The organism is Rhodococcoides kyotonense (genome assembly GCF_001645385.1).
Classification (GTDB): Bacteria; Actinomycetota; Actinomycetes; order Mycobacteriales; family Mycobacteriaceae; genus Rhodococcoides; species Rhodococcoides kyotonensis_B.
This window is the reverse complement of the sequence record NZ_LVHI01000032.1, coordinates 1-24,074: the sequence shown is the minus strand read 5'-3', so window position 1 is coordinate 24,074 and position 24,074 is coordinate 1. Positions and strand designations below refer to the sequence as shown.

The 24,074-nt window shown below is 65.5% G+C and carries 23 protein-coding genes; 9 read left to right on the top strand and 14 right to left on the bottom strand.

Going from position 1 to position 24,074, the window contains the following annotated elements:
• The first annotated feature begins 49 nt into the window (after positions 1 to 49).
• Positions 50 to 673 (top strand): YqgE/AlgH family protein, encoded by a 624-nt coding sequence (locus tag A3K89_RS19710; protein WP_068429603.1) that lies wholly within the window; start codon positions 50 to 52, stop codon positions 671 to 673.
• 12 nt (positions 674 to 685) lie between these two features.
• On the opposite strand, the gene A3K89_RS19705 is transcribed toward A3K89_RS19710, so the two are convergent.
• Both A3K89_RS19705 and A3K89_RS19700 read right to left on the bottom strand, forming a co-directional pair.
• Positions 686 to 2,059 (bottom strand): glutamate decarboxylase, encoded by a 1,374-nt coding sequence (locus tag A3K89_RS19705; protein ID WP_068429600.1) that lies wholly within the window; start codon positions 2,057 to 2,059, stop codon positions 686 to 688.
• Between the two features lie 34 nt (positions 2,060 to 2,093).
• Positions 2,094 to 3,095: a bile acid:sodium symporter family protein gene (locus A3K89_RS19700; protein ID WP_068429599.1), complete on the bottom strand. Its 1,002-nt coding sequence runs from the start codon at positions 3,093 to 3,095 to the stop codon at positions 2,094 to 2,096.
• 363 nt (positions 3,096 to 3,458) lie between these two features.
• Here A3K89_RS19700 and A3K89_RS19695 point away from each other — a divergent pair, with 363 nt between their 5' ends.
• Positions 3,459 to 4,616 (top strand): esterase/lipase family protein, encoded by a 1,158-nt coding sequence (locus tag A3K89_RS19695; protein WP_240931278.1) that lies wholly within the window; start codon positions 3,459 to 3,461, stop codon positions 4,614 to 4,616.
• Positions 4,617 to 4,647: 31 nt separating this feature from the next.
• On the opposite strand, the gene A3K89_RS19690 is transcribed toward A3K89_RS19695, so the two are convergent.
• From A3K89_RS19690 to A3K89_RS19680, 3 genes are all read right to left on the bottom strand, one after another.
• Positions 4,648 to 5,634 (bottom strand): GGDEF domain-containing protein, encoded by a 987-nt coding sequence (locus A3K89_RS19690; protein ID WP_254303594.1) that lies wholly within the window; start codon positions 5,632 to 5,634, stop codon positions 4,648 to 4,650.
• Positions 5,635 to 5,891: 257 nt separating this feature from the next.
• Entirely contained in the window at positions 5,892 to 6,845 is a 954-nt protein-coding gene (locus A3K89_RS19685) for a DUF1648 domain-containing protein (protein ID WP_068430043.1), read from the bottom strand.
• A gap of 43 nt (positions 6,846 to 6,888) precedes the next feature.
• The gene (locus A3K89_RS19680; protein WP_068429594.1) at positions 6,889 to 7,290 is read right to left on the bottom strand and encodes an SdpI family protein; all 402 of its coding nucleotides are present in this window, start codon (positions 7,288 to 7,290) and stop codon (positions 6,889 to 6,891) included.
• 69 nt (positions 7,291 to 7,359) lie between these two features.
• Here A3K89_RS19680 and leuS point away from each other — a divergent pair, with 69 nt between their 5' ends.
• Positions 7,360 to 10,170 (top strand): leucine--tRNA ligase, encoded by a 2,811-nt coding sequence (gene leuS, locus A3K89_RS19675; RefSeq protein ID WP_174551476.1) that lies wholly within the window; start codon positions 7,360 to 7,362, stop codon positions 10,168 to 10,170.
• A 132-nt stretch (positions 10,171 to 10,302) separates the two neighbouring features.
• Positions 10,303 to 11,562 carry a lipase family protein gene (locus tag A3K89_RS19670; protein ID WP_157105388.1) on the top strand — a complete coding sequence of 420 codons (1,260 nt, stop codon included), beginning with the start codon at positions 10,303 to 10,305 and terminating at the stop codon, positions 11,560 to 11,562.
• A 15-nt stretch (positions 11,563 to 11,577) separates the two neighbouring features.
• Here A3K89_RS19670 and A3K89_RS19665 read toward each other — a convergent pair whose 3' ends face one another.
• A complete protein-coding gene (locus tag A3K89_RS19665) occupies positions 11,578 to 12,354 on the bottom strand; it encodes an SDR family NAD(P)-dependent oxidoreductase (protein ID WP_068430040.1) in 777 nt (258 codons plus the stop codon).
• A 58-nt stretch (positions 12,355 to 12,412) separates the two neighbouring features.
• Here A3K89_RS19665 and A3K89_RS19660 point away from each other — a divergent pair, with 58 nt between their 5' ends.
• Complete coding sequence (locus A3K89_RS19660; RefSeq protein ID WP_068429582.1) at positions 12,413 to 14,185, top strand: AfsR/SARP family transcriptional regulator; 1,773 nt, start codon at positions 12,413 to 12,415, stop codon at positions 14,183 to 14,185.
• 66 nt (positions 14,186 to 14,251) lie between these two features.
• Here the strand turns inward: A3K89_RS19660 and A3K89_RS19655 are convergent, their stop codons facing one another.
• Positions 14,252 to 14,932 carry a thioesterase domain-containing protein gene (locus A3K89_RS19655; protein ID WP_068429580.1) on the bottom strand — a complete coding sequence of 227 codons (681 nt, stop codon included), beginning with the start codon at positions 14,930 to 14,932 and terminating at the stop codon, positions 14,252 to 14,254.
• A 159-nt stretch (positions 14,933 to 15,091) separates the two neighbouring features.
• On the opposite strand from A3K89_RS19655, the gene A3K89_RS19650 reads away from it, so the two are divergent.
• Positions 15,092 to 15,760, top strand: coding sequence for an SGNH/GDSL hydrolase family protein (locus tag A3K89_RS19650; protein WP_254303593.1), 669 nt, complete (start codon positions 15,092 to 15,094; stop codon positions 15,758 to 15,760).
• Here the strand turns inward: A3K89_RS19650 and A3K89_RS19645 are convergent.
• Positions 15,757 to 16,083: a branched-chain amino acid transporter permease gene (locus tag A3K89_RS19645; RefSeq protein WP_068429578.1), complete on the bottom strand. Its 327-nt coding sequence runs from the start codon at positions 16,081 to 16,083 to the stop codon at positions 15,757 to 15,759. The genes A3K89_RS19650 and A3K89_RS19645 overlap by 4 nt on opposite strands.
• Positions 16,076 to 16,765 (bottom strand): AzlC family ABC transporter permease, encoded by a 690-nt coding sequence (locus A3K89_RS19640; protein WP_068429575.1) that lies wholly within the window; start codon positions 16,763 to 16,765, stop codon positions 16,076 to 16,078. The genes A3K89_RS19645 and A3K89_RS19640 overlap by 8 nt, the downstream gene beginning before the upstream one ends.
• A 79-nt stretch (positions 16,766 to 16,844) precedes the next feature.
• Between A3K89_RS19640 and A3K89_RS19635 the strand changes: the two genes are divergently transcribed.
• A complete protein-coding gene (locus A3K89_RS19635) occupies positions 16,845 to 17,288 on the top strand; it encodes an Lrp/AsnC family transcriptional regulator (RefSeq protein ID WP_068430035.1) in 444 nt (147 codons plus the stop codon).
• Here A3K89_RS19635 and A3K89_RS19630 read toward each other — a convergent pair.
• Positions 17,285 to 18,496, bottom strand: coding sequence for an MFS transporter (locus tag A3K89_RS19630; protein ID WP_068429573.1), 1,212 nt, complete (start codon positions 18,494 to 18,496; stop codon positions 17,285 to 17,287). The two genes, A3K89_RS19635 and A3K89_RS19630, sit on opposite strands and share 4 nt — an antisense overlap.
• A gap of 72 nt (positions 18,497 to 18,568) precedes the next feature.
• Between A3K89_RS19630 and A3K89_RS19625 the strand changes: the two genes are divergently transcribed.
• Complete coding sequence (locus A3K89_RS19625; RefSeq protein ID WP_068429570.1) at positions 18,569 to 19,441, top strand: LysR family transcriptional regulator; 873 nt, start codon at positions 18,569 to 18,571, stop codon at positions 19,439 to 19,441.
• Between the two features lies 1 nt (position 19,442).
• Here A3K89_RS19625 and A3K89_RS19620 read toward each other — a convergent pair whose 3' ends face one another.
• The 4 genes from A3K89_RS19620 to A3K89_RS19605 form a co-directional block, all read right to left on the bottom strand.
• A complete protein-coding gene (locus A3K89_RS19620) occupies positions 19,443 to 20,669 on the bottom strand; it encodes a glutaminase (RefSeq protein ID WP_068429567.1) in 1,227 nt (408 codons plus the stop codon).
• Positions 20,670 to 20,757: 88 nt separating this feature from the next.
• A complete protein-coding gene (locus tag A3K89_RS19615) occupies positions 20,758 to 21,183 on the bottom strand; it encodes a pyridoxamine 5'-phosphate oxidase family protein (protein WP_068429566.1) in 426 nt (141 codons plus the stop codon).
• Positions 21,184 to 21,242: 59 nt separating this feature from the next.
• On the bottom strand, positions 21,243 to 21,914 hold the full coding sequence (locus tag A3K89_RS19610; protein WP_068429563.1) for an SDR family oxidoreductase: 672 nt from the start codon (positions 21,912 to 21,914) through the stop codon (positions 21,243 to 21,245).
• Between the two features lie 9 nt (positions 21,915 to 21,923).
• Positions 21,924 to 22,448: a DinB family protein gene (locus A3K89_RS19605; RefSeq protein WP_068429562.1), complete on the bottom strand. Its 525-nt coding sequence runs from the start codon at positions 22,446 to 22,448 to the stop codon at positions 21,924 to 21,926.
• A gap of 119 nt (positions 22,449 to 22,567) precedes the next feature.
• Between A3K89_RS19605 and ggh the strand changes: the two genes are divergently transcribed.
• Positions 22,568 to 23,905 (top strand): glucosylglycerate hydrolase, encoded by a 1,338-nt coding sequence (gene ggh, locus A3K89_RS19600; RefSeq protein WP_068429561.1) that lies wholly within the window; start codon positions 22,568 to 22,570, stop codon positions 23,903 to 23,905.
• Positions 23,906 to 24,074 lie beyond the last annotated feature (169 nt).

Below are 24,074 nucleotides of genomic sequence, written 5' to 3'. Positions count from 1 at the left end.
CGGCATTCCTTGCGGTACATCGGGTGGTCGGCGGTGCCACAATATCTCCATGGCTACACATGCGGAGGAACCCGAGGACCAGACGGCAGAGAACCACGCTGCGTCGGTCGACGAAGCGGTGCGTCCCGGTAGCTTGCTCGTCAGTTCGATCGAGCTCGTCGAACCGACGTTCCGGCGCACCGTCGTCTACGTCATCGAACACAACGACGCGGGCAGTCTCGGCGTCGTGATCAATCGTCCGAGCGAGACGGCCGTGCACGACGTGCTCCCGCAGTGGAGTGGACTGGCGGCGCGACCGCAGGCACTCTACGTCGGCGGACCGGTGAAACGGGATTCGGCGTTGTGTCTCGGCGTCGTGCGGACGGGCGTCGACGTCGAGGGTGTTGCCGGCCTCCGGCGGGTCGACGGCCGAGTCGTCATGGTCGATCTGGACTCCGACCCGTCGGACATAGCCCCGCTCGTCGAGGGCGTGCGCGTGTTCGCCGGCTACTCGGGGTGGACGATGGGCCAGCTCGACGGTGAACTCGCCCGCGACGACTGGATGGTGGTCTCCGCGCTGGCGTCCGACGTCATCGGCCCGCCGAAGATCGACCTGTGGGCGCACGTGTTGCGACGCCAGCCGATGCCGTTGGCGATGCTGGCGTCGCATCCGATCGACGTGGAACGTAACTAGTGCGAAGCCGCACTAATGGGCGAAATGCGTTGCGGTCGAGTGCCCTTCGCCTGCAGCCGACGCATTGAGCTGCTCGATCACCTCGTCGATCGCGATGCACAGCAACCGGCCCAGATCCGCGCTGAAGCCCTCGCGCACGACGATACGAAGCACGGCGACGTCGGTTGCGTCGTCCGGCATCGTGTAGGCGGGCACCTGCCATCCGCGGGCTCGAAGTTCGTGGGAGATGTCGAAGACGGTGTACGGGTGCTCGCCGGTGAGCGTGAACGCGATGACCGGGATGGCACTGCCGTCGGTGACGACGACGAAGTCAGGATGCGCAGCCAGGTGCGCACTGACCCGAACGGCGGTGTCGCGCAACGCTTTCATGATGTCGGTGTAGCCGGGCCGGCCGAGACGGAGGAAGTTGTAGTACTGCCCGACGACCTGATTGCCCGGGCGTGAGAAGTTCAACGTGAAGGTCGGCATGTCGCCACCGAGGTAGTTGACGCGGAACACGAGGTCCTCGGGCAAGTCCTCCTTCGTGCGCCAGACGGCGAAACCGATTCCGGGATAGACCAATCCGTACTTGTGGCCGCTTGCGTTGATCGACTTCACGCGCGGCAGCCGGAAGTCCCACTCGAGGTGCGGGTGGAGGAACGGGACGACGAAACCTCCGCTGGCAGCGTCGACGTGGACGGGAACGTCCGGTCCTCCGCTCGCCGCGATGGTGTCGAGGACGTCGCAGATCTCCGACACCGGTTCGAGCTCGCCGGTGAACGTGGTTCCGAGGATGGCGACGACGCCGATCGTGTTCTCGTCGACGGCTTCTCGCACCTGCTCCGGCGTGATGACGTAGCGACCGGGCTCCATCGGCAGATACTTGGGTTCGACGTCGAAGTATCGGCAGAACTTCTCCCACACGACCTGAACGTTGCTCCCCAGCACGAGGTTCGGTCTGGAGCTGTCGGAAACCCGTGCACGCCAGCGCCACTTCAAGGCGAGACCCGCCAACATGACCGCTTCGCTCGAACCGATCGTCGACACACCCGTCGCCGACGACGGATCCTCCGGGTCGAGGCCCGGCGCATGGAACAGGTCCGCGACCATGTTGACACAGCGTTCCTCGATCGACGCCGTCGCCGGGTATTCGTCCTTGTCGATCATGTTCTTGTCGAACGTCTCGGCCATCAACATCTCGGCCTGCGGATCCATCCAGGTGGTGACGAAGGTGGCCAGATTGAGGCGGGAGGAGCCGTCGAGCATCAGTTCGTCGTGGATGAATCGGTACGCGGCGTCGGGGTCGAGTTGCTCGTCCGGAAGTCGGAGCGCGGGTACCGGATTCGTGGCGAGCCTGCCGGTGTAGGCCGCCGAGATCACGCCGTTCGGATGCTTCTTACGGGCCACGTCGTCCTCCAAGTCATAGGGGTGTGACCTGACGCTAACCCCGCGGAGCGGGCTCCGCATCACCCTCGACAGGCGAAGCGCGCGCGTAGCGCTGGGCCAGGACCGCGCACACCATGAGCTGGATCTGGTGGAACAGCAGCAGCGGCAACACGATCAGGCCGACGGGTTGGCCTGCGAACAGAACCGACGCCATCGGCAGTCCGCTGGCCAGGCTCTTCTTGGAGCCGCAGAACACCAGGACGATGCGGTCGGCGCGGGTGAATCCGAGCGCGCGGCCGATGACGGAGGTGAGTGCGAGGACGATCGCGAGAAGCACGATGCAGGTGGCGACGACGGCCACGATGCGCCACACCGAGACCGACGACCAGACGTGCTGGTTCATGCTCTCGCTGAATGCGGCGTACACGACGAGAAGGATCGAGCCTCGATCGACGATCTTCGTGGGCTTGGAGTGCCGCGACAGCCAACCGGTCACGAGTGGCCGGATCAGCTGGCCGACGAGGAACGGAATCAGCAGCTGGGCGACGATGTCGAGAATCGACGACGCATCGACGTGGGCATCGCCCGATGTGTTCATGAGCAGGATCACGAGCAGTGGTGTCACGAACACGCCGACGATGTTCGAGAACGACGCGCTGACGACGGCACCGGCGACGTTGCCTTTCGCGATGGACGTGAACGCGATCGACGACTGCACCGTCGACGGGACGAGACAGAGGAACAGGATGCCGGTGTAGAGGTCCTGCGTCAGGATGGTCGGTTCGAGAATCCGCAGCGCGAGCCCGATCAACGGAAAGATCACGTACGTCATCGCGAGTACGACCGAATGCAGCCGCCAGTGCTTGACGCCTTCCCACGCCTCCTGCGGGGACAGTCGTGCGCCGTAGATGAGGAACAGGAGGCCGATCGCGATCTTCGTCGCCCATCCGAGGACGTCTTCTGCCGTGCCGGTGGCCGGGAAGATGCTGGCGAGCCCGGCCACGGCGAAGATGCCGAGGACGAAGCCGTCGGGACGAGCCTGTCGGAGAACGTTCACTCGACTCACGATATCCCCGACGGTCGGCGCTGACGCACGCGACCTTGTGACCGACCCCAACCGGAGATCGGCACGAAGCGTGGATGTCCCGAAAGTCGCGCAATGACTTCCGCGCGCTCGTCGTTGCGCTCTACTGTGTGGCGAGGTTCAGCGGACAGCATCGACGTTGTGCCACAGGGGGGTTGAGGTCCGGGGGGCCGTTCATGCTGCGTACTTACCTGGTTCGACCCCGAGACGTTTCACGGGATTTCTCGAGATCTCGTCGATTCGTGTCGTAATCGATGCAGCCACGGCAACTTTCGCGTGATGCCGTCAGTAGAGAGCAGACGAAGAATGTCGATCAGAAGAGTCCGAGCTGGAAACATGTCCCGAACTACCGCGTCCGTTGCCGCGCTGTCGGCCGCGATCATGTGCGCGGGTATGTCCGTCGCATCGGCGCAACCCGCCGAGGAACCGGCGCCGCCGGCGGTCGTCACCGAGGACGGGACAGAGGTAGTCCCTCCGGAGGGTAGCGAGGAGGAGCGGCCCAAGGCCGAGGAACAGGGAATCGAGCGCCCGGACATCTCCGAGGTGCCGTCCGAGGCACGATCCACCTACGATCCGGAGAGCGAAACCGTCGGCTACGGCCCGGTGCAGAAGAACTTCATCGCCGGGTTCCTCTACAACATCGTCCATCCTGACGTGGCACCGCAGGGCGCCAACGACTGGAACTGCAAGCCGACCGAGGCCCACCCGAATCCCGTTGTCCTGCTTCACGGTACGTGGGAGAACGCGTACAACAACTTCGCGCGTCTGTCGCCGGCGTTGAAGGAAGCGGGTCACTGCGTGTTCGCGTTGAACTACGGTGACACCGATTCGAGCGGACTCGGACACGTCAAGTCCATCCGTGGTACCGGCCCTGTCGCCGAGAGTGCCAAGGAGATTGCCACGTATGTGGACGCGGTCCTCGCTCGCACCGGGGCGGACAAGGTCGACATCGTCGGTCACTCGCAGGGTGGTCTGGTGACCAGGCAGTACCTTCGATTCGAAGGCGGAGCCAACCCGGCCGACCCGAGCCAGAACAAGGTCGGCACGGTCGTCAGTGTCGCCGGATCCAATCACGGAACCACTCTCGTCGGCATCGGCTCGTTGGGCCGGACGATCAACAACCTCGGACTGAACGTGCTCGGTCTCGTGGGCGCCATCGCCGGACCCGCGGCATCCGATCAGGTGATCGACTCACCGCTCGTCAAGGCACTCGACGCGGGCGGCGACACCGAACCCGGCATCGATTACACGGTCATCGGAACTCGCTTCGACGAGGTGGTGACTCCGTACAAGACGACGTTCCTCACCGCCGGTGAAGGTGCCACCGTCAACAATGTTCTGCTTCAGGACGGTTGCGGCGTCGACTTCTCGGACCACCTGTCGATCTCGGTGTCCCCGAGGGCAATCGGCATCATCAAGAACGCGCTCGATCCGGAAGGCACGCCGGCAAGTGCCATCCCGTGCGTGTGGAACGGACCTGTGACCGGCGGCTGATCGCCGGATGAAACCGAACCGCATCGCGTCGTCAGAGAAATGTCGACGCGGTGCGGTTTCCGCCGTCGTACTTGGCCTGGTACATCATCGAGTCCGCGGCGCGGGTGGCCCGGGTGACCACCGATGTCTCCCCGCCCCAGATCTCGCCGGGCCGAGCGATGATGGCAGCGCCGACGCTGACGGTGACGGGAACCTGATCGTCGCGCCGGTACAGAGCGTGGCCCACCTGACCGATGCGAGCATGAGTGGTCTCGTACGGCGCGCGGAACACGACGACGAATTCCTCCCCTCCCGTCCGCGCGACGAGGCCGTCCCGGTCGAAGAGCGCGGCCAGACGGTCCGACACCGTGACGATGACGCGGTCTCCCGTGTCGTGGCCGAAGTAGTCGTTCACCTGCTTGAAGCGGTCGATGTCGATCACGAGAACGACGAGACACTGCCCGAGTTCCTGACTGAACGAGACGAGTTCCTCGGCCGCGTCCTCGAGGCCCCGGCGGTTGAGCAGGCCGGTGAGCGGGTCGACGAGGGACCGCCGCGCGTCACGACCGATCGCGGTCCACGCGATGTGCGCGAACAACGGGATGGCGCCGTTGACGGCCAGGACGACGAGACCCGCGGCGAGGATCGTCGCAAGGTCTTCTTCGACGGACAGGCACGCACGAATGGTGATGACGACGATCAAGCCCACACACCAGATCAGATGCGCGAGCAGCAACCTCGGGCTGCAGAAGTAGGTGCAGAGCGCGCCGGTGACGACGAACAGGCAGCACCCGATCAAGGCCCCGATCGGTTCGTAGAGCACCAGGACGGACGTCAACCCCAGGTCTCCGAACACGGCGAAACCGATGAAATCGCGTCGTACGGGGAGCGGACCGAAGAAGCACCGCAGCGCGACGGCGAGCTGAACGAGCAGCATGACGCCGACCCACGCCTGTGCCCAGAATCCCTGCGGCCCGCGCGAGGAGAACAGCATCAGGATGGACGAGGCAGCGAACAGCAGTGTCGCTGAACCGAACACGATTCGAAGTGGTCCGTGCAGTCCACGCGTCGACCGATGGGAAACGATCCATTCGTAGTCGAACGGCTGGGTGTACCACTCCGTCAGTACGGCACGAACCGAATAGGTGTTCGGCCGACGATGACTCGCGGGTCGGCTACGTGAGACAGCGTCCTGTGCCGACGGCCTGTTCTCGTTCGTGTGAGCCTCCAGTCGTCACCCAGTGGTTGAAAAAGAGCCTAAACGACAAAAACGGCGATCGGTTTGTTTTCGGCGAATCACCGGGAGGACGCGAGCGTGTTGAGTGCCCCGGCAATCCGTTCTGCGTGCTCGGTGGTGATGGTCAGGCGCTGGCCGTTGGCGAACGTCACGAACACCGCGGGACCTTTCGCGGTCGCGACGGCGTAGTTGCCGCGTCCCTTGACGCGTAGGCCCCACCCTCCGAAGTCCTCGAACGGAGTGACCTCGCGGACCGACGCCCCGGTGATCTCCTCGATCGAGTAGTCGAACGCCGCCATTCCGAGGCTGCGCACGTGCAGACCCGCACGGTCGACGACGAGTTCGTAGCGCATCAGCGACACCGGGAGGATCGCCAGCGGGACGAAGATGGCCAGTGGCCACCACGACTCGACCAGCCAGCAGGTCAGGACGGCCGCGGCAGCGACGATCGCGAAGAGCACGATGGTCCCGACGCGACCGGCACCAAGCGGCTCGACGATCGGCAGGTCCGCGTCGGCGCGTGGGAGCGACGAGGGCGGCGGCTCGGTGGCGACGACGCGATCGCGGTAGTCACGCAGCAGCGACGCACCGAGAAGGCCGACGGCGAACCCGACGGCGGTTCCGAAGGCGAGCGCCCAGCCGGGAATCTCGATCGTCGTGACGTCGGTGACGTCCAGCTGACGCGACAGGATGGCTACCTGCAGTACGACGATCAGGCCGACGACGGTCGAGCCGATCATCAACATGGTTCTGCGCATGATCAGAAGGGCATGCGCGAGCGACGCGATCGCGCTGCAGCCACCGCCGACGAGAATCACGACGATGGCGAGGGTGATGGAGCTGGTCGTCGGGCTGGTGAAGCCGTCGGGAGCCGTGCCGGACCAGTGCGTCGCGATCTGGTCGGGTAGGCGCGGGCGCCAGATCCGGGTGAGCACGATCCCGAACACACCTGCCGCGATCGGCAGGAAGACGCCGAAAACAACGCCTGCCGGATCGAACGTCCGTTGCTTCATCGCCGGTTCAGCTTTGCTCACTCCACTGGCTCCGCTGCCGGCATCAGCTCGGAGCGCACGCATCCTTGAGGCTGCAGGAGATGCAGGAGTGCCCGCATCCGCCCGTCTCCTCGACCGGCTTCGCGGCGGCGGCGCGAGCGCCGATGGAGCCACCGACACCCGCGGTGACGAACGCCGCGATCAAGCACGCCACCACCGCGACGACGGCGAACACCCCGCTCAGCATGAGGCCGGCGGCGCCGCCGATCAGCAGCAGGAGTGCCGACGCGGCCGTGGTGGGACCGGCCACCTTGTTGGCCATGGCGAACGTTTCGTCGTCTCGCATCGACTCTGCGGTACGGACACCTGCCCAGCGGTTACGGGGGAGTTTGCCCGTCAGGCTCGCGGCGGCGACGGAGCCGACGACGAGAGCGAGTACGAAGAGCAGTATCGACACGACGATCACGCCGGTAAGGATACGGCCACCACGGGTCCTCATACCAGGCGGCCCGATGGACCCCACTACTCTGGTTGCGTGATTGATCCAGTGGACGCAACTCCCGAGCACCGCTACACCGCGGATGTGGCCGGGCGCATCGAGCAGCAGTGGCAGGACCTGTGGGACGAGCAGGGCACGTTCGACGCCCCGAACCCGGTCGGCCCGCTTGCCGGTGACGTGCCTCAGGACAAGCTCTTCGTTCAGGACATGTTCCCGTACCCGTCGGGCAGCGGTCTGCACGTCGGACACCCGCTCGGGTACATCGCGACGGACGTCTTCGCGCGGTTCCACCGGATGCACGGACGGAACGTCCTCCACGCTCTCGGTTACGACGCCTTCGGGTTGCCGGCCGAGCAGTACGCCGTTCAGACCGGCACGCATCCCCGCACCACCACCGAGGCGAACATCGCCAACATGCGCCGTCAGCTGCGTCGCCTCGGGCTCGGACACGACCGTCGCCGTTCGCTCGCGACGACGGACGTCGATTTCTACCACTGGACGCAGTGGATCTTCCTGCAGATCTTCAACGCGTGGTACGACGTCGACCTGAAGAAGGCGCGTCCGATTTCCGAGCTCGAGAAGGAATTCGCCGACGGTTCACGGCAGCTGGAGGACGGCCGTGACTGGTCGTCGTTGAGTGCCGGTGAGCGCGCGTCGGTGCTCGACGGGTTCCGCCTCGTCTACGAGTCCAACTCGCTCGTCAACTGGTGCCCGGGTCTGGGCACCGTGCTGGCGAACGAGGAAGTCACCGCCGACGGCCGCAGCGACCGCGGCAACTTCCCGGTGTTCCGAAAGAACCTGCGGCAGTGGATGATGCGCATCACCGCGTACTCGGACCGGCTGATCGACGACCTCGAGTACCTGGACTGGCCGGACAAGGTCAAGACCATGCAGCGCAACTGGATCGGTCGCTCGCGCGGCGCGCAGGTCTCGTTCTCGGGGATCGAGGTGTTCACGACGCGCCCCGACACCCTGTTCGGTGCCAGCTACGTCGTTCTCGCTCCCGAACACGATCTGGTCGACGGCCTGGTTGCGGCCGAGTGGCCGTCCGACGTGCCTGCCGTCTGGACCGGAGGCGCTGCCACTCCTGCGGAAGCCGTTGCGGCGTACCGCGCGTCGATCGCCGCGAAGTCCGACCTGGAGCGTCAGGAGAACAAGGAGAAGACCGGTGTGTTCACCGGCTCCTATGCCGAGAACCCGGTCAACGGAGAGCAGGTTCCGGTCTTCATCGCCGACTACGTGCTCACCGGGTACGGCACCGGCGCGATCATGGCCGTCCCGGGTCACGATCAGCGCGACTGGGAGTTTGCAACCAAGTTCGATCTGCCCATCCGTGAGGTCATCTCGGGCGGAGATGTCACCGAAGCTGCTTTCGTCGGCGACGGCGCGTTGGTCAATTCCGGCTTCCTGGACGGACTTTCGGTCGACGACGCCAAGGCTGCGGTCGTCGCGAAGTTGGAGGAGGACGGCAAGGGCCGCGGCACCATCCAGTACAAGCTGCGCGACTGGCTGTTCGCGCGTCAGCGGTACTGGGGTGAGCCGTTCCCGATCGTCTACGACAAGGACGGCAACGCTCACGCACTGCCGGATTCGGTTCTGCCCGTAGAACTTCCGGAGGTCGAGGACTACGCCCCGGTCTCCTTCGATCCCGACGACGCGAGCTCCGAGCCGTCGCCGCCGCTGGCCAAGGCGTCGGACTGGGTGAACGTCGAGCTCGATCTCGGTGACGGCCTGCAGACCTACCGCCGCGACACCAACGTCATGCCGCAGTGGGCAGGCAGCTCGTGGTACCAGCTGCGCTACATCGACCCGACCAACTCCGAGACGTTCGCGGACCCGGAGAACGAGAAGTACTGGGTCGGACCGCGTCCCGAGCTGCACGGGCCGAACGACCCCGGCGGCGTCGACCTGTACGTCGGCGGCGTCGAGCACGCGGTACTGCACCTGCTGTACTCGCGGTTCTGGCACAAGGTGCTGTTCGACCTCGGACACGTCAGCTCCAGCGAGCCGTACCGTCGGTTGTACAACCAGGGCTACATCCAGGCGTACGCGTTCACCGATGCGCGCGGTGTCTACGTGCCGGCCGACGAGGTCGAGGAGCGGGACGGTGGGTTCTTTTACCAGGGAGAACCGGTCAACCGCGAGTACGGGAAGATGGGCAAGAGTCTGAAGAACTCGGTCTCTCCCGACGACATCTTCGCCGAATACGGAGCCGACACCTTGCGTGTCTACGAGATGTCGATGGGTCCGCTGGACACGTCGCGCCCGTGGGCGACGAAGGACGTTGTCGGCGCACAGCGTTTCCTGCAGCGCGTGTGGCGTCTCGTGCTCGACGAGGAGACCGGCGCTGTCCGCGTCACCGACGACAAGCCGACCGAGGACACACTGCGTGTGCTCAACCGTGTCATCGACGGTGTGGAAGCGGATTACACTGCGCTGCGCGACAATACGGCCGGTGCCAAGCTCATCGAGCTGACGAACCATCTGACGAAGGCGTACCCGGACGGCTCCCCACGCGGTGTCGTCGAACCGTTGATCCTGATGCTCGCCCCGATGGCTCCGCACCTGTCGGAGGAGCTGTGGAAGCGTCTCGGACACGACCGTTCGCTCGCGCACGGGCCCTTCCCGCGTGCCGACCAGAAGTGGCTCGTCGCCGACACCGTCGACTACCCCATCCAGGTCAACGGAAAGGTGCGTAGCCGCATCACCGTGCCCGCGGATGCCACCAACGGCGACGTCGAGAAGACCGCGCTGGCAGACGAGAAGATCGTTGCTCTGCTGGGTGGCAAGGCGCCGACCAAGGTCATCGTCATCCCGGGTCGGATGGTCAACATCGTCGTGAAATAGTGCGTTGACGCACCCGTGCGCGGAAAGTCGGCCTCCGCTGCAACTTTCCGCGCACGGGTGGCGACGCCGCACTCTCACCCTTTTCGTGTGAATGCACAGCCGAGATTCTTGGCATGCGCTTTAATTCGTTCCATGTCACAGGTCGGTAAAGCGCTCGTCCTCACGTTGATTGCCTTCGTCGTCGGAACAAGCGCTCTCGTCGCGCAGGCCGACCCGGGGCCGGGCTCGCCCATTCCGGCCGACGACCCGTTCTACAGCTGGGACTCCTCGCTCGACGTCGCGCCGGGAGCCGTCCTGCGGTCCCGGCCGATGACGTTCGCGACGCCCACACTGACCACGCCCATCCGCGGTGAGCAGGTGCTGTATCGCACCACCGATCAGCAGGGTGACGCCGTCGTGACCGTGGCGACGGTTCTGCGACCCCTCGTTCCCGGGCCGACGAAGATCGTCTCGTACCACATGGCGTACGACGCCCTCGGTTCTCAGTGCGACCCGTCGTACACGCTCAGCGGCGGTGCGACGAGCCCGATCGCGACCGCGGAGCAAGGCGTCATCGCCGGCTATCTGGCTGCCGGATACACCGTCGTCGCACCGGATTACGAAGGCGAAGAGCTCGAATGGACCATCGGGCGTCAGTCGGGGTACGCGGCGCTGGACGGCATCCGTGCGGCTCAGTCGTTCCTGCAGGTCCCGTCGTCGACACCCGTTGCGATGATCGGCTATTCAGGCGGATCGGTGCCGACGCAGTGGGGCGCCGAGGTCGCGCCGACGTACGCGCCCGAGCTGAATCTCGTCGGAATCGCGGCGGGTGGGTTGCCCGTCGATCTGGCACACAACCTGCCGTACGTGAGCGGAAGTGCGCAGTGGGCGGGCGTCATTCCGGCGTTGATCGTGGCGTACCAGCGCGCATACGGACTCGACACCGCGTCGTTCCTGTCCGAGTACGGTGCACAGGTGATCGATCAAGTCGACCAGGAGTGCATCGCGCAGTTCGCCGACGACTACCCCACCCTGACCGACGCGAGCATGGTGCGCGCGCCGTACACCTCGCTGCTGGATGTGCCGGAAGTCGTCGAGGCCATCAACGACAACATCATGGGCACGGCAGGCACACCGAGGACCCCGATGTTCCTTGCGGTGGGTCACGCGGATCCGATCGGCGACACCATCATGATCACCGCCGATGTGCAAGCGCTCGCGCACCAGTACTGCACCGACGGCGTCGATGTTCAGTACGCGCAGTACGACGGGCTGACGCACGGAGAAGCGTTCCTGCCCTTCGAAGCTCAGGGCCTGCAGTTCCTGACCGAACGCTTCGCGGGATCGCCGACGCACAGCAACTGCGCCACCATCCCGGTCGGCAATAGTCTCGCCCCGACGCCCGTGCCGTGATGCGCCGCAGGCGCACTAGATTCCCCCGTCGACGCGCACTACCGAGCCGTTCGTAGCGGACGCTGCGGGACTGGCGAGGAACGCCACCATGTTCGCGATCTCGTCGGGCTCGATGAACCGCTGCAGCAACGACGTCGGGTTGCCGGCCATGATCGCGGCCTTCATCTCGGCGACGGGTATGGACTGTGCATCGGCGATGGCTTCCACCGTCCGTGCTACGCCGTCCGAGTACGTCGGGCCGCCGAGCACCGAATTGACCGTCACCGCAGTGCCTTTCGTGAGCTTGGCGAGGCCGTTGGCGACGGCCAGCATCGCCGACTTCGACGTGCCGTAGTGAATCATGTCCGCCGGGACGTTCACGCCCGACTCACTGCTCACGAACAGGACACGGCCCCAGCCTCGGTGGAGCATGGCGGGTAGCAGTCGGCGCGACAACCGCACCCCGCTCATGACGTTGACGTCGAAGTAGCGGCGCCAGTCGGCGTCGGAGATGGTGTCGAACGCCTTCAGCTCGAACAGGCCGACGTTGTTGACGAGGATGTCGACGTCGGCGATGGTGCTGCACAGTCGGTTCACCTGCTCGTCGTCGGAGAAGTCGGCTGCGATGCCGTCGACGGATGCACCGGGTGCGTCGCGCCGTAGGCGTTCGACGGCCGTCGCGAGTGTGTCGCGGTCGCGGCCGTTGAGGGTGACGTCGACGCCTTCTCGGGCGAGTGTTCGGGCGACCGCGTAGCCGATTCCCTGCGTCGACCCGCTGACGAACGCCGACTTGCCGGAGAGTTTCAGATCCATGCCCCGATCGTCGCGCGGTCCGATCAGCACTCGATCAGCGCACACTAGAATTCGGCCGGTGAGCGAGCTACGAATCCGCGTTCTCGGCCAGGTCGAGGCGGAGATCGACGGCGTGGCAGTGCCCCTGTCGAAACCGCGGCACCGCGAGATTCTGAGCTTGTTGGTGGTGGGGCGCGGACGCACGGTGTCGACGTCCAGCCTGGTCGACGACCTGTGGGACGACGCCCCCGCCGGCGCCGTCGGATCCGTCCGCACGTTCATCGGTGAACTCCGCAGGATCCTGGAGCCGACGCGTCCGCCGCGGGCGGCGTCGGCTGTCGTCGTGACGCGAGGATCCGGATATGCGCTCGAACAGTGCAGCGTCGACCTGTGGCGGGTGGAGGCGGGAGAAGCCGGCCTCGACGAGTGGCGCGGAACGGCTTTCGACGAATTCGCGACGCGTCCCTGGGCGGCCGGGGAGCGTGCTCGGAATGCCGAGCTTCGAGCAGGAATGACGGAGCGGCGCGCGGGCGAGCTCTTGGACGAGGGGCGTCCGGGTGCGGTGATTCCCCTGATCGACGCGTTCGTCGACGAGCACCCGTGGCGTGAGGAAGGATGGCGAATCCTCGCCCTGGCGTTGTATCGCGTGGGGCGACAGGCGGATGCGCTTGCGGTGCTGCGCCGTGCCCGCGTGACGTTCGCCGAGGGACTCGGTTTGGATCCGAGTGATCGTCTGGGCGACATGGAACAGCGAATCCTGAACCGCGATCCGGGACTCGACCGAAGCGGCTCCATCCTGATGCAGGTAGCCGAGCAGTCTCGGCCGAGCACACGGTCACAGCTCGAAAGTGCCTCTGCGCTCGTGCCTTTGCTTGCCCTGTCGGGATCCGTCGGTGCGGCGACCGAACAACGTCTCGCGACGATCGCCGCGGCCGAGCAGGTGGGCGACCCGGAACTGACCGCACGGGTAATCGTCGGTTACGACGTTCCCGGCAGCTGGACGCGGTCGGACGATTCGGAGTTGTCCGCCGCGATCGTCGCCGCAGCGGACCGGGCGCTCACAGGATTGCCGGCGTCGGCGTCGAAACGTGTTCGTGCGCGGTTGCTTTCGACCATCGCGATGGAATCCCGCGGGGTGGGGAGTCGGATGGCGGAGGCTGTGGAAGCGGAGGCCATTGCCCGACGGCTCGGCGACCCCGCGCTGCTGTGCCTGACGCTCGGCGCGCGCTACCTGCAGGCGTTCGAGTCGACTGGTCTGGCGCGCGACCGATGCGACATAGCCGACGAGACAGTGGAGCTCGCGGTGGAGGCGGAACTGTCGACGTTCGAGATCGCCGGCCGGCTGTACCGGATGCAGTCACTGTGCGCGCTCGACGACATCCCAGCCGCTTCGAGGGAAGCAGACCTGATCGACGGGTTGGCTCAGCGGTTCGATCGTCCCCTGGCGTCGGTGTTCATCGCGTGGTTCCGGTACACGTTCGAGGACGGACCGGATCCTGTGGAGACGGCCGAGATGCCGGGTTTCGTGACCGGGTTGCACGCACTGTCCGATCTGACAGTCGCCGTGCGGAACGGAAAGCCGCTGCCCGACGGCGATTTCGGGCCCTACGAGCCGTGGGCGCGTGGATTGTTCGAGCCGAAAGTGCTCGACTCCGTTCCCGATCCGCCGCACGACCTGATGTCGGAGGTGTGCTGGTACCTGACGGGTGTGGCGGCACTCGCTGTGGGACATAGTGATTCGATGCAGCGCGTTCACGAGGCGTTGTTGCCGGCGGCATCCGAACGAGCAGCCGGAAGTGGATGCATCGACCTCGGGCCGATCGCGCCACTGCTGGAGCGGTTGGCGCTCTGACCGTCGAAATTTACCCTCCTATTGTGCGGAATCCGGGCTCGAAACCGCACAATAGGAGGGTAAATTTCAGAAGAATCGATTGACCAACGGCCCGACGAGACCGAAGGCCGAGGCGTCGGGAACGAGGTATTTGGCGACGGTTCCGTTGACGAACGCGTGCCATGCCGGCCCGCCGTCGGATTCGACCCCGGAGACGACGAACGCCTTGCCGACGAAGACGCCCGGGAAGTGACGGCTGGCCAGCTTCTCGTTGTGGGCGGCGACGGCGAGTAGTTCCTCGACGCGGCTGCGGTCGATGACGTCACCCATGCGCGACAGCAGGTCCGGCTGAGGGCGGTGGGCGAGCGGATCGCTGTCGACGAGGACCAGGCTGTCGACCGCCACGCCCCTGGCTTGCAACTCGACGGCCACCGCGTGCGCGAGCAGTCCGCCGAACGACGTGCCGAGCAGATGCAGCGGGCCGTCGGTGTGGACGTCGAGGATGTGGTCGGCGTAACGGGCCGCGAGTGCAGTCAACGATGCAGGCCGCTCACCGATCGCCTGGACTCCGAAGACGGGGCGATCGTCGTCGATGTGCTCGACGAGTTCGGCGTAGCAGCTGGTCAGGCCTTCGAGCGGGTGGATGCAGAAGACGGGTGCCTGGGTTCCGGTTGCTCGGATGGGCACGATGGCCGGGGCCGCGTAGGCAGTGATGGTGTGATCGGGCAGCTCGGTGGCCGGCTTCGAGTAATCGTTGACGACGGTCATGCTGAGCCTCCGAGGGGGTGTGTGTCTTCGTTCTGCCTGACGAATATGTCGGGTGAGAGTCGCAATGTGTTACCCGGGTCTCATAACGAATCGGCACTCATGCAGAAGCCGTCGAGCGAAGAGCGGAAACCTGGCGACCCCGACACCTACCATCCACATGTGACCGAGACTGCTGCTCGACGCCGACGCATCCGGCTGGCACTGTGCGCGGCCGTCGCATTCGCCGCGACCTCGCTGACGACCGGAACCGCCCACGCTGCGGCCCCGCCCCTGAAGGTGTCGATCATCGGCGATTCGTTCAGCGCCGGCGTCGGAGCGAGCGCCGGAGCCGGGTACGCCACCGTGCTTGCAGCGCGCGGCTGTTGGGACTCGAACCTCGTCGCCGAGTCGGGCAGTGGTTATGCGGCGAGCCCGAACCCGTTCGTCAGTCTGCAACGAGTCACGAAAGCCGCGTCGACGCTGCCCGACGTCATCGTCATCCAGGGCTCCGGCAACGACCGCGGTGACGCGAGGCTGTTCGCCGCGGCCACCGGTCTGTACGCGACGTTCCGCGTCATCGCACCGCAGGCACGGATCGTCGTCGTCGCGCCGACGGGTGCTCCGAATGCCAAGCACGACAACATCGACACGATCCGACGCACCCTGCGCGACGCGGCGCAGCTCACCGGCGTCACCTTCCTCGACCCACGGGCCGAGGGTTGGCTGAACTTCTCGACCGATTATGCGCCCGACGGCATCCACCCGAACACCCGCGGCCACGCGCGGATGGCCGACCGGTTGTTCGACGACCTTGTCGCACTGGGTATCCCGCGCGTCGACAGCTGTTAGACGACCCAGTTCAGAAGCACGACGCACACTGCAGTCCCGGAGAGGATGCTCAGGGCGACGTTGCGTCGCCAGAGGTGTACGCCTGCGGTGACGAGAACGCCTGCGATCTGCGGAATCCCGTGATGCGTAGCGCCGACGTCGATCGACGACAGCGCGTACATGGCCAGAATCGCGACTGCGCCGAGAGGCATCCACCGTCCGATGGAGTCCAGCAGTGCCGATTCACGTAGCCGTGCGCGAACCGCGAACGGTATGGCGCGCAATGCAAATGTGATCGCAACGGCCACCCCGACCGCTCCTGCGAGATAGCCGTAATCAGGCACGAGCGCTCCTCACATGCCGAACGATCAACGTCATCGTGAACACGCACATCGACACCACCAGCATCGACCCGGGCGAGAACAGCAACCCGACTGCACCCGACAACACGGCAAGCACGAGCGTCACGCGGTTCGGGTCCGCGCGGTACGCGTCGACTACGAGGACGACGAACAGAGCTGTCAGCACGAAATCGAGGCCCTGAACGTCGCCGAGCACCGTGTGCCCGGCGAGCCCTCCGAGAAACGATCCGACCATCCACGACATGTGCAGTCCCAGCTGCGTCCAGAGGATTCGACCGCTGCGCATGCGGCTGGTGATCATTGCGAACGCCTCGTCGCACAGCGCAAAGATGCTGTACAGCTTGGCGAATCGGCCCTCGACACGATGCAGCGGGAACGACAGCCCGTAGAAGAGGTGTCGCGAATTGACCAGAAACGTCGTCACCGCAACCGCTGCCAGAGGCGCAGCCGCCGCGAGCATGCCGATGAGAACGAACTCGACCGATCCGGCGAACAGCACTCCCGAAATGATCGGCGCGATCCACCACGGAAAACCGTGCGACGTCACGACGACGCCGAAGCCGAGTCCCAATGTGAACAGCCCGAACCAGATCACGCCCGCCGAGCGGAACGCGTCGACGAACGATCCCGTGGTGGTCGGCTGCAGTTCTTCGTGCACGGTCATGACGCAAGGATAGGAAATTCGGCGCGTGATTTTATTGCTCGATCTTGCCGATACGGGGATGCACGCGCAAGATATTCACGTGGATTCGATCGACGAACATATCTTGTTGCTCCTGCAGGAGAACGGTCGCCTGACCAACCAGGAATTGGCGGCCCGCGTCGGCCTCACCCCGGCCCCGTGCCTGCGGCGTGTCCGCAAGCTAGAGGACGACGGCATCATCACCGGATACTCCGCGATCGTCGATCGGACCCGCCTCGGCAAGGGGTTCGAGGTCATCATTCACGCAGACCTCGTCGCCAAGAATCTGGCGACGACGCAGGCGTTCGAGGATCGGATCGCAGCGATGCCCGAGGTTGCCGAACTCCGGCGCATGTTCGGCATCCCCGACTACTTCATTCGCGTGCGCGTCGCCGATCTCGCGGCCTACGAGCAATGGTTGACGGTCCAGCTGATGGGCGACAAGGCCATCGCCCGCGTCGACTCGCGCATCACGATGAAGCTCATCAAGACCGACGCGCCTTAGACGGTGACGAGGTCCCCGGTCTTGTTCAGCTGCAGATCCCGCACCCAGACCAGCAACGCCACGACTGCGAAAGCAGCTCCCGTCATGCAGACGCCCGTCCAGCCGAAGTGCGTCCAGGCGAACGTGCCTGCAGCCGATCCCGCCGACGCGCCGACGAAGTACGTCGTCATGTAGATCGAGTTGATACGTGCCCTGGCCTCCGGCTCCAGCGCGTAGACGACGTTCTGGTTGCTGACGTGCACCCCTTGCAACGCCAGGTCGACGAGCACGAACGCCAGCACGAACACGAGCCAGTACGTGCCTCCGACAGCGAACAGCAGCCACACCGCGACCAGCAGCACGACGCCCGAGCCGGTGGCCCATTGCACGTATCCGCGGTCGGCCAGGCGACCGGCGACCGACGCCATCAACGCACCGGCGACGCCCGAGAGTCCGATCAGACCGATCTGGGCCGCAGAGAATCCGTACTTCGTGGTCAGCAGGAGCGTCATCGTCGCGAACACCGTACTGACCGACGCGAAAGACAACGCTCCGAGCAGCGACCGCGTGCGCAGCCGTGGGTGACGACGCACGAGTCGGCCCATCGACACCAGGGCGGGCAGATATGCGACGCCGGCAGTCGTCGTGTTGCGGGGCAGCACTCGCCAGAGGCCGAAGGCCGACAGCAGCATCAGTACCGCCGCCAGTCTATAGACCCCCTGCCATCCGGTGACTCCGGACAGAACGCCGGAGATGCTGCGCGCCAACAGGATTCCCGTCAGCAGCCCACCCATGACGATACCGACGATGCGCCCCGAGTCCGAGGGATGCGCCATCGAGGCCGCGAACGGAACGATGACTTGCGCTGCGACGGAGAACAATCCGGCCATCGCGGTACCGACCAACAGCCACGACAGAGCTGGGGAGAATCCGGCGATCGCCTGCCCCGTCGCGGCGAGCACCATCAGTCCGACGCTCAACGTCCGGCGGTCGACCACATCACCCAGCGGTACGAGAAGAAGCAGTCCGAGCGCGTAGGACACCTGTGCAACGGTCACCGACACCGCGGCAGCGGATTGCGAGACTCCGAACTGGGTGGCGATGAGATCGAGCAGTGGCTGATTGAGGTAGTTGCCTCCGGCACTCAGGCCGGTCGCGACGGCCATCAGGGCGACGACCGGGGTGCCGATGCCGGATTCTCTGGACGATGTGTTCACGAGTAACAGCATTCTCTCGAGCGACTGTGCTGTCCAATAGATCGATCAGCATGATCCATCTGTCACAGCGATAGAATCAGCGGCGTGGAACTCCGTCACATCCAATACGCCGTCGCAGTCGCCGAGGAGCAGCATTTCAGCCGCGCCGCCGCCCGACTCCATGTGGCGCAGTCCGCGCTCAGCAGTCAGATCCGCGACCTCGAACGCGAGTTGGGCGTCGAACTGTTTTCCCGAACGAGCCGAAGCGTGACCGTCACCGATGCCGGTCGCGTCTTTCTCGAACGCGCCTACGGCGTTCTGGGGTCGGTGTCGCGCCTGGTCGCCGACGTCTCGCCGTCGACCACCGAGGTACGACGCCTTCGCGTCGGCATGATCGTGCCGCTGACGCGTGTCGACGTCGTGGCAGCGGTCGCGTCGCTGACGGCGTCTCACCCCAACACGGCGGTGTCGTTGCTTCCCAGAGGCAGCGCGATCACGCTCGACGGGGTCTCCGACGGCTCGCTCGACGTGGGGATCGTCGGCCTCGCGCCCGGTCGCACGCACACGGGTCTGACGTCGACGGCCCTGTGGACCGAACCGTTGTCGCTGTTCGTCGCCGCCGAGCACGAATGGGCGCGGAGGCGGTCCGTCAGGCTCGTCGAGTTGGACGGCATGACGATGATCGACCGGCCCGCGGGCAGCGAAGCCCGAATGCAGACCGACTACGCGTTCACACAGTCCTCGGTGCCGAGGGGCACGATCATCGAAGCCGATTCCTCGGACATCGTTGCCGGACTGACCGAATCGGGCCTCGGCGTGACCTTGCTGCCGACGTCGTTGGCGTCGCTGTTCCCGAGGTTGCACAGAATCGACGTGGTCGACGCGCCCACCCGGACGGTGTCCGTCGTCACGAATCCGAGCAACACCACGTCGGTCACCGCGGCGTTCACCGACTACCTGCTTCGGCAGGGGTCCTGACTCAGCGGGGCAGCGGGAACGTACCGTCGCCGAGGTCGGGGTCCGGCAGCACCCCGTCGGGATCGACGAGGACCACATCGCGGCCGTCGAGCTTGATGCGTCGCATCCCCTCGAGGAGCATCCGCCGGCCGACGTCGGAGAAGCGATCGACGCGGGAGGCGTCGAACACCACCGTGCCGGTACCGGTGTCGTGGGACAACGCGTCGAGGATGCTCTCCGCACCGCTGAAACGCACCGCACCCTGTATCTCGACGCGCAGTTCACCCGACGTGTCGGACATGCTTCGCAGCGCCGACGATCCGTAAGGCTCGGCCGCCATGAGGTGCATGCCCATGTCGTCGGACAATCTCTCGAAGACCTTCACGCCGCGAACACTGTTGCCGTGCTTGTCCAGTCGCGGTGACATGACGCCGATGCCCACCTGGCCGGGCAGTGCACCCAGAAGACCGCCTGCGACACCGCTTTTCGCAGGGATGCCGACGGTCGTCAACCAGTGGCCCGCGGCGTCGTACATGCCTGCGCCGGCCATCACCGACAGTACTTGTCGCGCAACGGCTCTGGAGACGATGCGTTCTTCGGTTCCGGGCCGCACTCCCCCGGCGGCGAGCGTCGCACCCATGACCGCGAGATCGCGCACGGTCACGTTGATCGAGCACTGCGTCGTGTAGCCCTCGACCACGGCGTGGGCAGTGTCGGAGAGAATTTCGTAGTTACGCAGCATGTGCGCGATGGCGAGGTTTCGGTCTGCGGTGTCCAATTCGGATCGGCAGACCGATTCGTCGACGGACAACTGCCGCCCGGCGAGCGTCGAGAAGAAACTCAGTGCGCGGGATACGCGTTCGTCGACCGAGGCACCCAGAAGGGAGTGCGTCGCAATGGCGCCTGCGTTGATCATCGGGTTCTTCGGTCGACGCGTCCCGCCTTCGAGGGACAGCTCGTTGAAGGCCTCTCCCGACGGCTCGACACCGACGATGGCGGCGACGGCGTCGAACCCGCGGTCGGTCAGTGCGGCCGCGTACGCGAACGGCTTCGAGATGGACTGGATGGAGAACTCGACCTCGTCGTCGCCCACCGAGTGCGTCCGGCCGTCGACGGTGGTGACCGCGATTCCGAAGACGTCGGGATTCGCCTGTGCCAGATCGGGAATGTAGTCGGCGACCTCCCCGTTCGTGTTGTCGGCCAGGCTGTCGAGGACTTCGCGCAGGTAATCGGGAACCGGTGATCTCACGTCGGAAATCTATCAGTGCGCCTGCGGCACCCGTGCGCGGAAAGTTGGCCCAGGGGCGAACTATGCACGCACGGGCGGCGCAGCCGCACTAGATGGCGCCCATATCGGCAGACAGCCAGTGCTCGGGCTCGAGGAAGAACACCGTGCTGTCACCGTGGTCGCTCTTGGCGAACTGCACGTATCCCTCGACCTTCTCGGGTGCCAGGTACCGTTCGGACACCTCGCGGAGGTAGGCGTCCGTCCCTTCTTCCTCTCGGACGACGGGCCCGTCGACGGCGACGTACTTGATCGTGGGTTCGACGCGTTCGACCATGAGGCTGAACCGTCCGGCAGCCCTGATCAATTCGGCCTTCTTCGAGTACTTTCCGGTAAGCACCCACGCTTCACCGCCCGGGCTGTACTGGTACCAGATCGGCACCGTCAGCGGACCTCGATCGTTGCCGGCGAACACCGACAGTGCCGCGATGTGCGGCTCGGACAGAAATTTTTCACGTTCCGATCTCGACAGTGGCATGCAGCAACCATAGGGCGATCGCTCGAGCTCGTCGACGGGTTTCGCGTATCGAGACGTACCTACCGTGGCCGGATGACGATCTCGGTCGGGTGCGCGTCGGCGGGGGTGTCGACGGCGTTCCGGATCGCCAGCGCGACGGTCTCGGGCTGCAGGAACTTCGAGCCGTCGTACTCGTCGCCCTCGTGCGCGACGATCGCTCGCTGCATGTCCGTGTCGATGCGCCCGGGGTGAATCGACGTGACCCGAATCGACGGCTCCTCCTGCCGCAAGGCGTCGCCGAACGCGCGCAGCGCGAACTTCGACGCGGCATAGGCACCCCAGCCCGGGTTGACGCGCAACCCGGCGCCGGAGTTCACGAGGACCACGTGGCCTCCCGCGCGTCGCAACGCAGGAAGCAGCGCCTGCGTCAGCGCGACGACGGCGAGGACGTTGCTCTCGTACTGCCGACGCCACTCGTCGATCGAGGATTCGGCGATGGATCCGAGGGACGCGACGCCTGCGTTGTGTACCAGCACGTCGAGCGAGTCGATCTCGCCGGCTGCGCGGGCTACGGCGTCGTGGTCGGTCAGGTCGACGGGCCACGGCGTCGCGCCGTGCAGTTCTCGCGTGATGTCCGCCAGCGACTCTTCCGTCCGTCCACCGAGGAACACACCGTGATCGGACGCGAGCTGCCTCGCCACGGCTGCACCGAGGCCTCGACTCGCGCCCGTCACCAAAGCTGTTGGAGTCACATCTCCAAACTAGTCGAACTGCATACCCGCTTCGGCAGCCATGGCCATGGTCGTATTGCCGCCGTCGAGCGACTCTCTGATGATGTCGGCGTGTCCCGCGTGCTGCGCGATTTCCCGCAGAATGTGCAGCAGCGTGAAACGAGCTGACTGCCAAGCACGTTCGGGCGCCCACGGTGCCGTCGGCAAAGGTACTTGGACGTCGAGATCCATATCGGCGACGGCGGCTTCCGTCGCCTCGGCGACGCGCGCGTACTCGGCGATCAACCCTTCGACGGTCTGGTCGGGGCCCATGACGTACTCGGTGCCCATGCGCGACAGGTCGAACTCGGCGTTCTCGTCCATGTCCGCGATGACCTTCATCCAACCGCGTTCGTTACTGACGACGTGGTTCAGCAGACCACCGAGAGTCAGTTCGCTGACCGTGGTGCGCTGCCTCGCCTGCTCGTCGGTGATGCCGCGGACGGTGTAGAGGAAGTTCTTGCGCTGGTCGGCGAACATGCGGAGGATGTCGGCCTTCTCACCGGTGAGGGTCATGTCGGGTCCTTTCGTGGCTGGTGAAAACTACTGTAGGAACGATTGCGGACAGATACGGTCCGCTTTCGATTCGGTCTCTCGAAAGGCGGAAAACGGGGAACGGTCGCACACTGGGTCTCATGGCCGACCGCGGATTCACCTCGACACAACTGGCCGCTCGGGCTGCCTACCTTCTGCGCGGCAACGATCTCGGCACGATGACCAGCGCCGCCCCGCGGCTGTACCCCCACATGTGGAGTTGGGACGCGGCGTTCGTGTCCGTCGGACTCGCACCGCTCAGCGTCGAACGGGCCGTCGTCGAACTCGACACGCTGCTGTCCGCGCAGTGGAAGAACGGGATGATTCCGCACATCGTGTTCGCGAACGGTGTCGACGGCTACTTCCCCGGTCCGGCACGGTGGGAGACGGGACAGCTGGCCGCGCATGCGCCGACAGCGCCTCAGACGTCGGGCATCACGCAGCCTCCGGTGCATGCCATCGCCGTCCAACGCATTCTCGATCATTCGCGACGCCACGGCCGGACGACTCGGGCCGTCGCCGAGGAGTTTCTCGACCGTCGCTGGGAGAACCTCGTGCGTTGGCATCGCTGGCTCGCCGAGGCGCGCGACATCGAGAACAACGGGCGCATCACCCTGTTCCACGGGTGGGAATCCGGCATGGACAACTCGCCGCGGTGGGACGCGTCGTACCGGAATGTCGTTGCGGGAGCCATGCCTCCGTACCAGCGCGAGGACCACGCCGTCATCACGGACCCGTCGCAACGTCCGACCAACCACGAATACGACCGGTACATCTGGCTCGTCGAAGAAATGAAACAAGCGGGCTACGACGACGCGGCCCTGGCGGCCACGATGAGCTTCGCGGTCGAGGACGTCTTCGTCAGTGCGGTGTTCGCGATGGCGTGCGACGTGTTGGCGACGATCGGCGAGGAACATTCGAAACCGAATTCCGACGTCCGTGAACTCCGCGCTTGGTCCGAACGGTTCGGGAAAGGCGTCATCGCGACGACGGATGCTCGCTCCGGTGCAGCCCGGGACTACGACGTGCGCGCGAGCCGGTGGATCACCACCGACACCATCGCCATGTTCGCACCGCTGCTGTGCGGTGGGTTGCCGCGGGAACAGGAACGGACGCTGCTGCGGACGTTCGAAGGCACCCGCTTCTGTGGACACCCCGACCTGCGATACGCCGTTCCGCCGTCGACGTCACCGGTGTCGAGGGACTTCCGTCCACGCGAGTACTGGCGCGGGCCGGTGTGGCCCGTCATCACGTGGCTCTTCTCGTGGGCGTTCGCGCGGCGAGGGTGGGCCGAACGGTCACTGTCCTTGCGCGAGGAGGGGTTGCGTCAGGCCAGTGACGGCAGCTTCGCCGAGTACTACGAACCGTTCACCGGTGAGCCGCTCGGGAGTATGCAGCAGTCGTGGACGGCGGCGGCGGTGTTGGACTGGCTCGGCTAGCGCACGTGCGTGCGAATGTAGGCGGTCTCAAGCAGTCATCGCAACGTGCCTGATCATTGAGGGATGGTTGCGATGGGACGTCCGGTGTACACCCATGAGGTGCGGATGCTGTTCTGGGTTCTGTTGGGTTGGGGCTCGACGGTGAAAGAGGCCGCCGAGGTGATCGGTA

Excerpts from the sequence above, each read along its gene's own strand:
- A3K89_RS19710 (WP_068429603.1), top strand. The coding sequence starts at position 50 with ATGGCTACACATGCGGAGGAACCCGAGGACCAGACGGCAGAGAACCAC.
- A3K89_RS19695 (WP_240931278.1), top strand. The coding sequence starts at position 3,459 with ATGTCCCGAACTACCGCGTCCGTTGCCGCGCTGTCGGCCGCGATCATG.
- A3K89_RS19685 (WP_068430043.1), bottom strand. The coding sequence starts at position 6,845 with ATGAAGCAACGGACGTTCGATCCGGCAGGCGTTGTTTTCGGCGTCTTC.
- A3K89_RS19670 (WP_157105388.1), top strand. The coding sequence starts at position 10,303 with ATGTCACAGGTCGGTAAAGCGCTCGTCCTCACGTTGATTGCCTTCGTC.
- A3K89_RS19665 (WP_068430040.1), bottom strand. The coding sequence starts at position 12,354 with ATGGATCTGAAACTCTCCGGCAAGTCGGCGTTCGTCAGCGGGTCGACG.
- A3K89_RS19655 (WP_068429580.1), bottom strand. The coding sequence starts at position 14,932 with ATGACCGTCGTCAACGATTACTCGAAGCCGGCCACCGAGCTGCCCGAT.
- A3K89_RS19640 (WP_068429575.1), bottom strand. The coding sequence starts at position 16,765 with ATGACCGTGCACGAAGAACTGCAGCCGACCACCACGGGATCGTTCGTC.
- A3K89_RS19630 (WP_068429573.1), bottom strand. The coding sequence starts at position 18,496 with ATGCTGTTACTCGTGAACACATCGTCCAGAGAATCCGGCATCGGCACC.
- A3K89_RS19615 (WP_068429566.1), bottom strand. The coding sequence starts at position 21,183 with ATGCCACTGTCGAGATCGGAACGTGAAAAATTTCTGTCCGAGCCGCAC.
- A3K89_RS19605 (WP_068429562.1), bottom strand. The coding sequence starts at position 22,448 with ATGACCCTCACCGGTGAGAAGGCCGACATCCTCCGCATGTTCGCCGAC.
- ggh (WP_068429561.1), top strand. The coding sequence starts at position 22,568 with ATGGCCGACCGCGGATTCACCTCGACACAACTGGCCGCTCGGGCTGCC.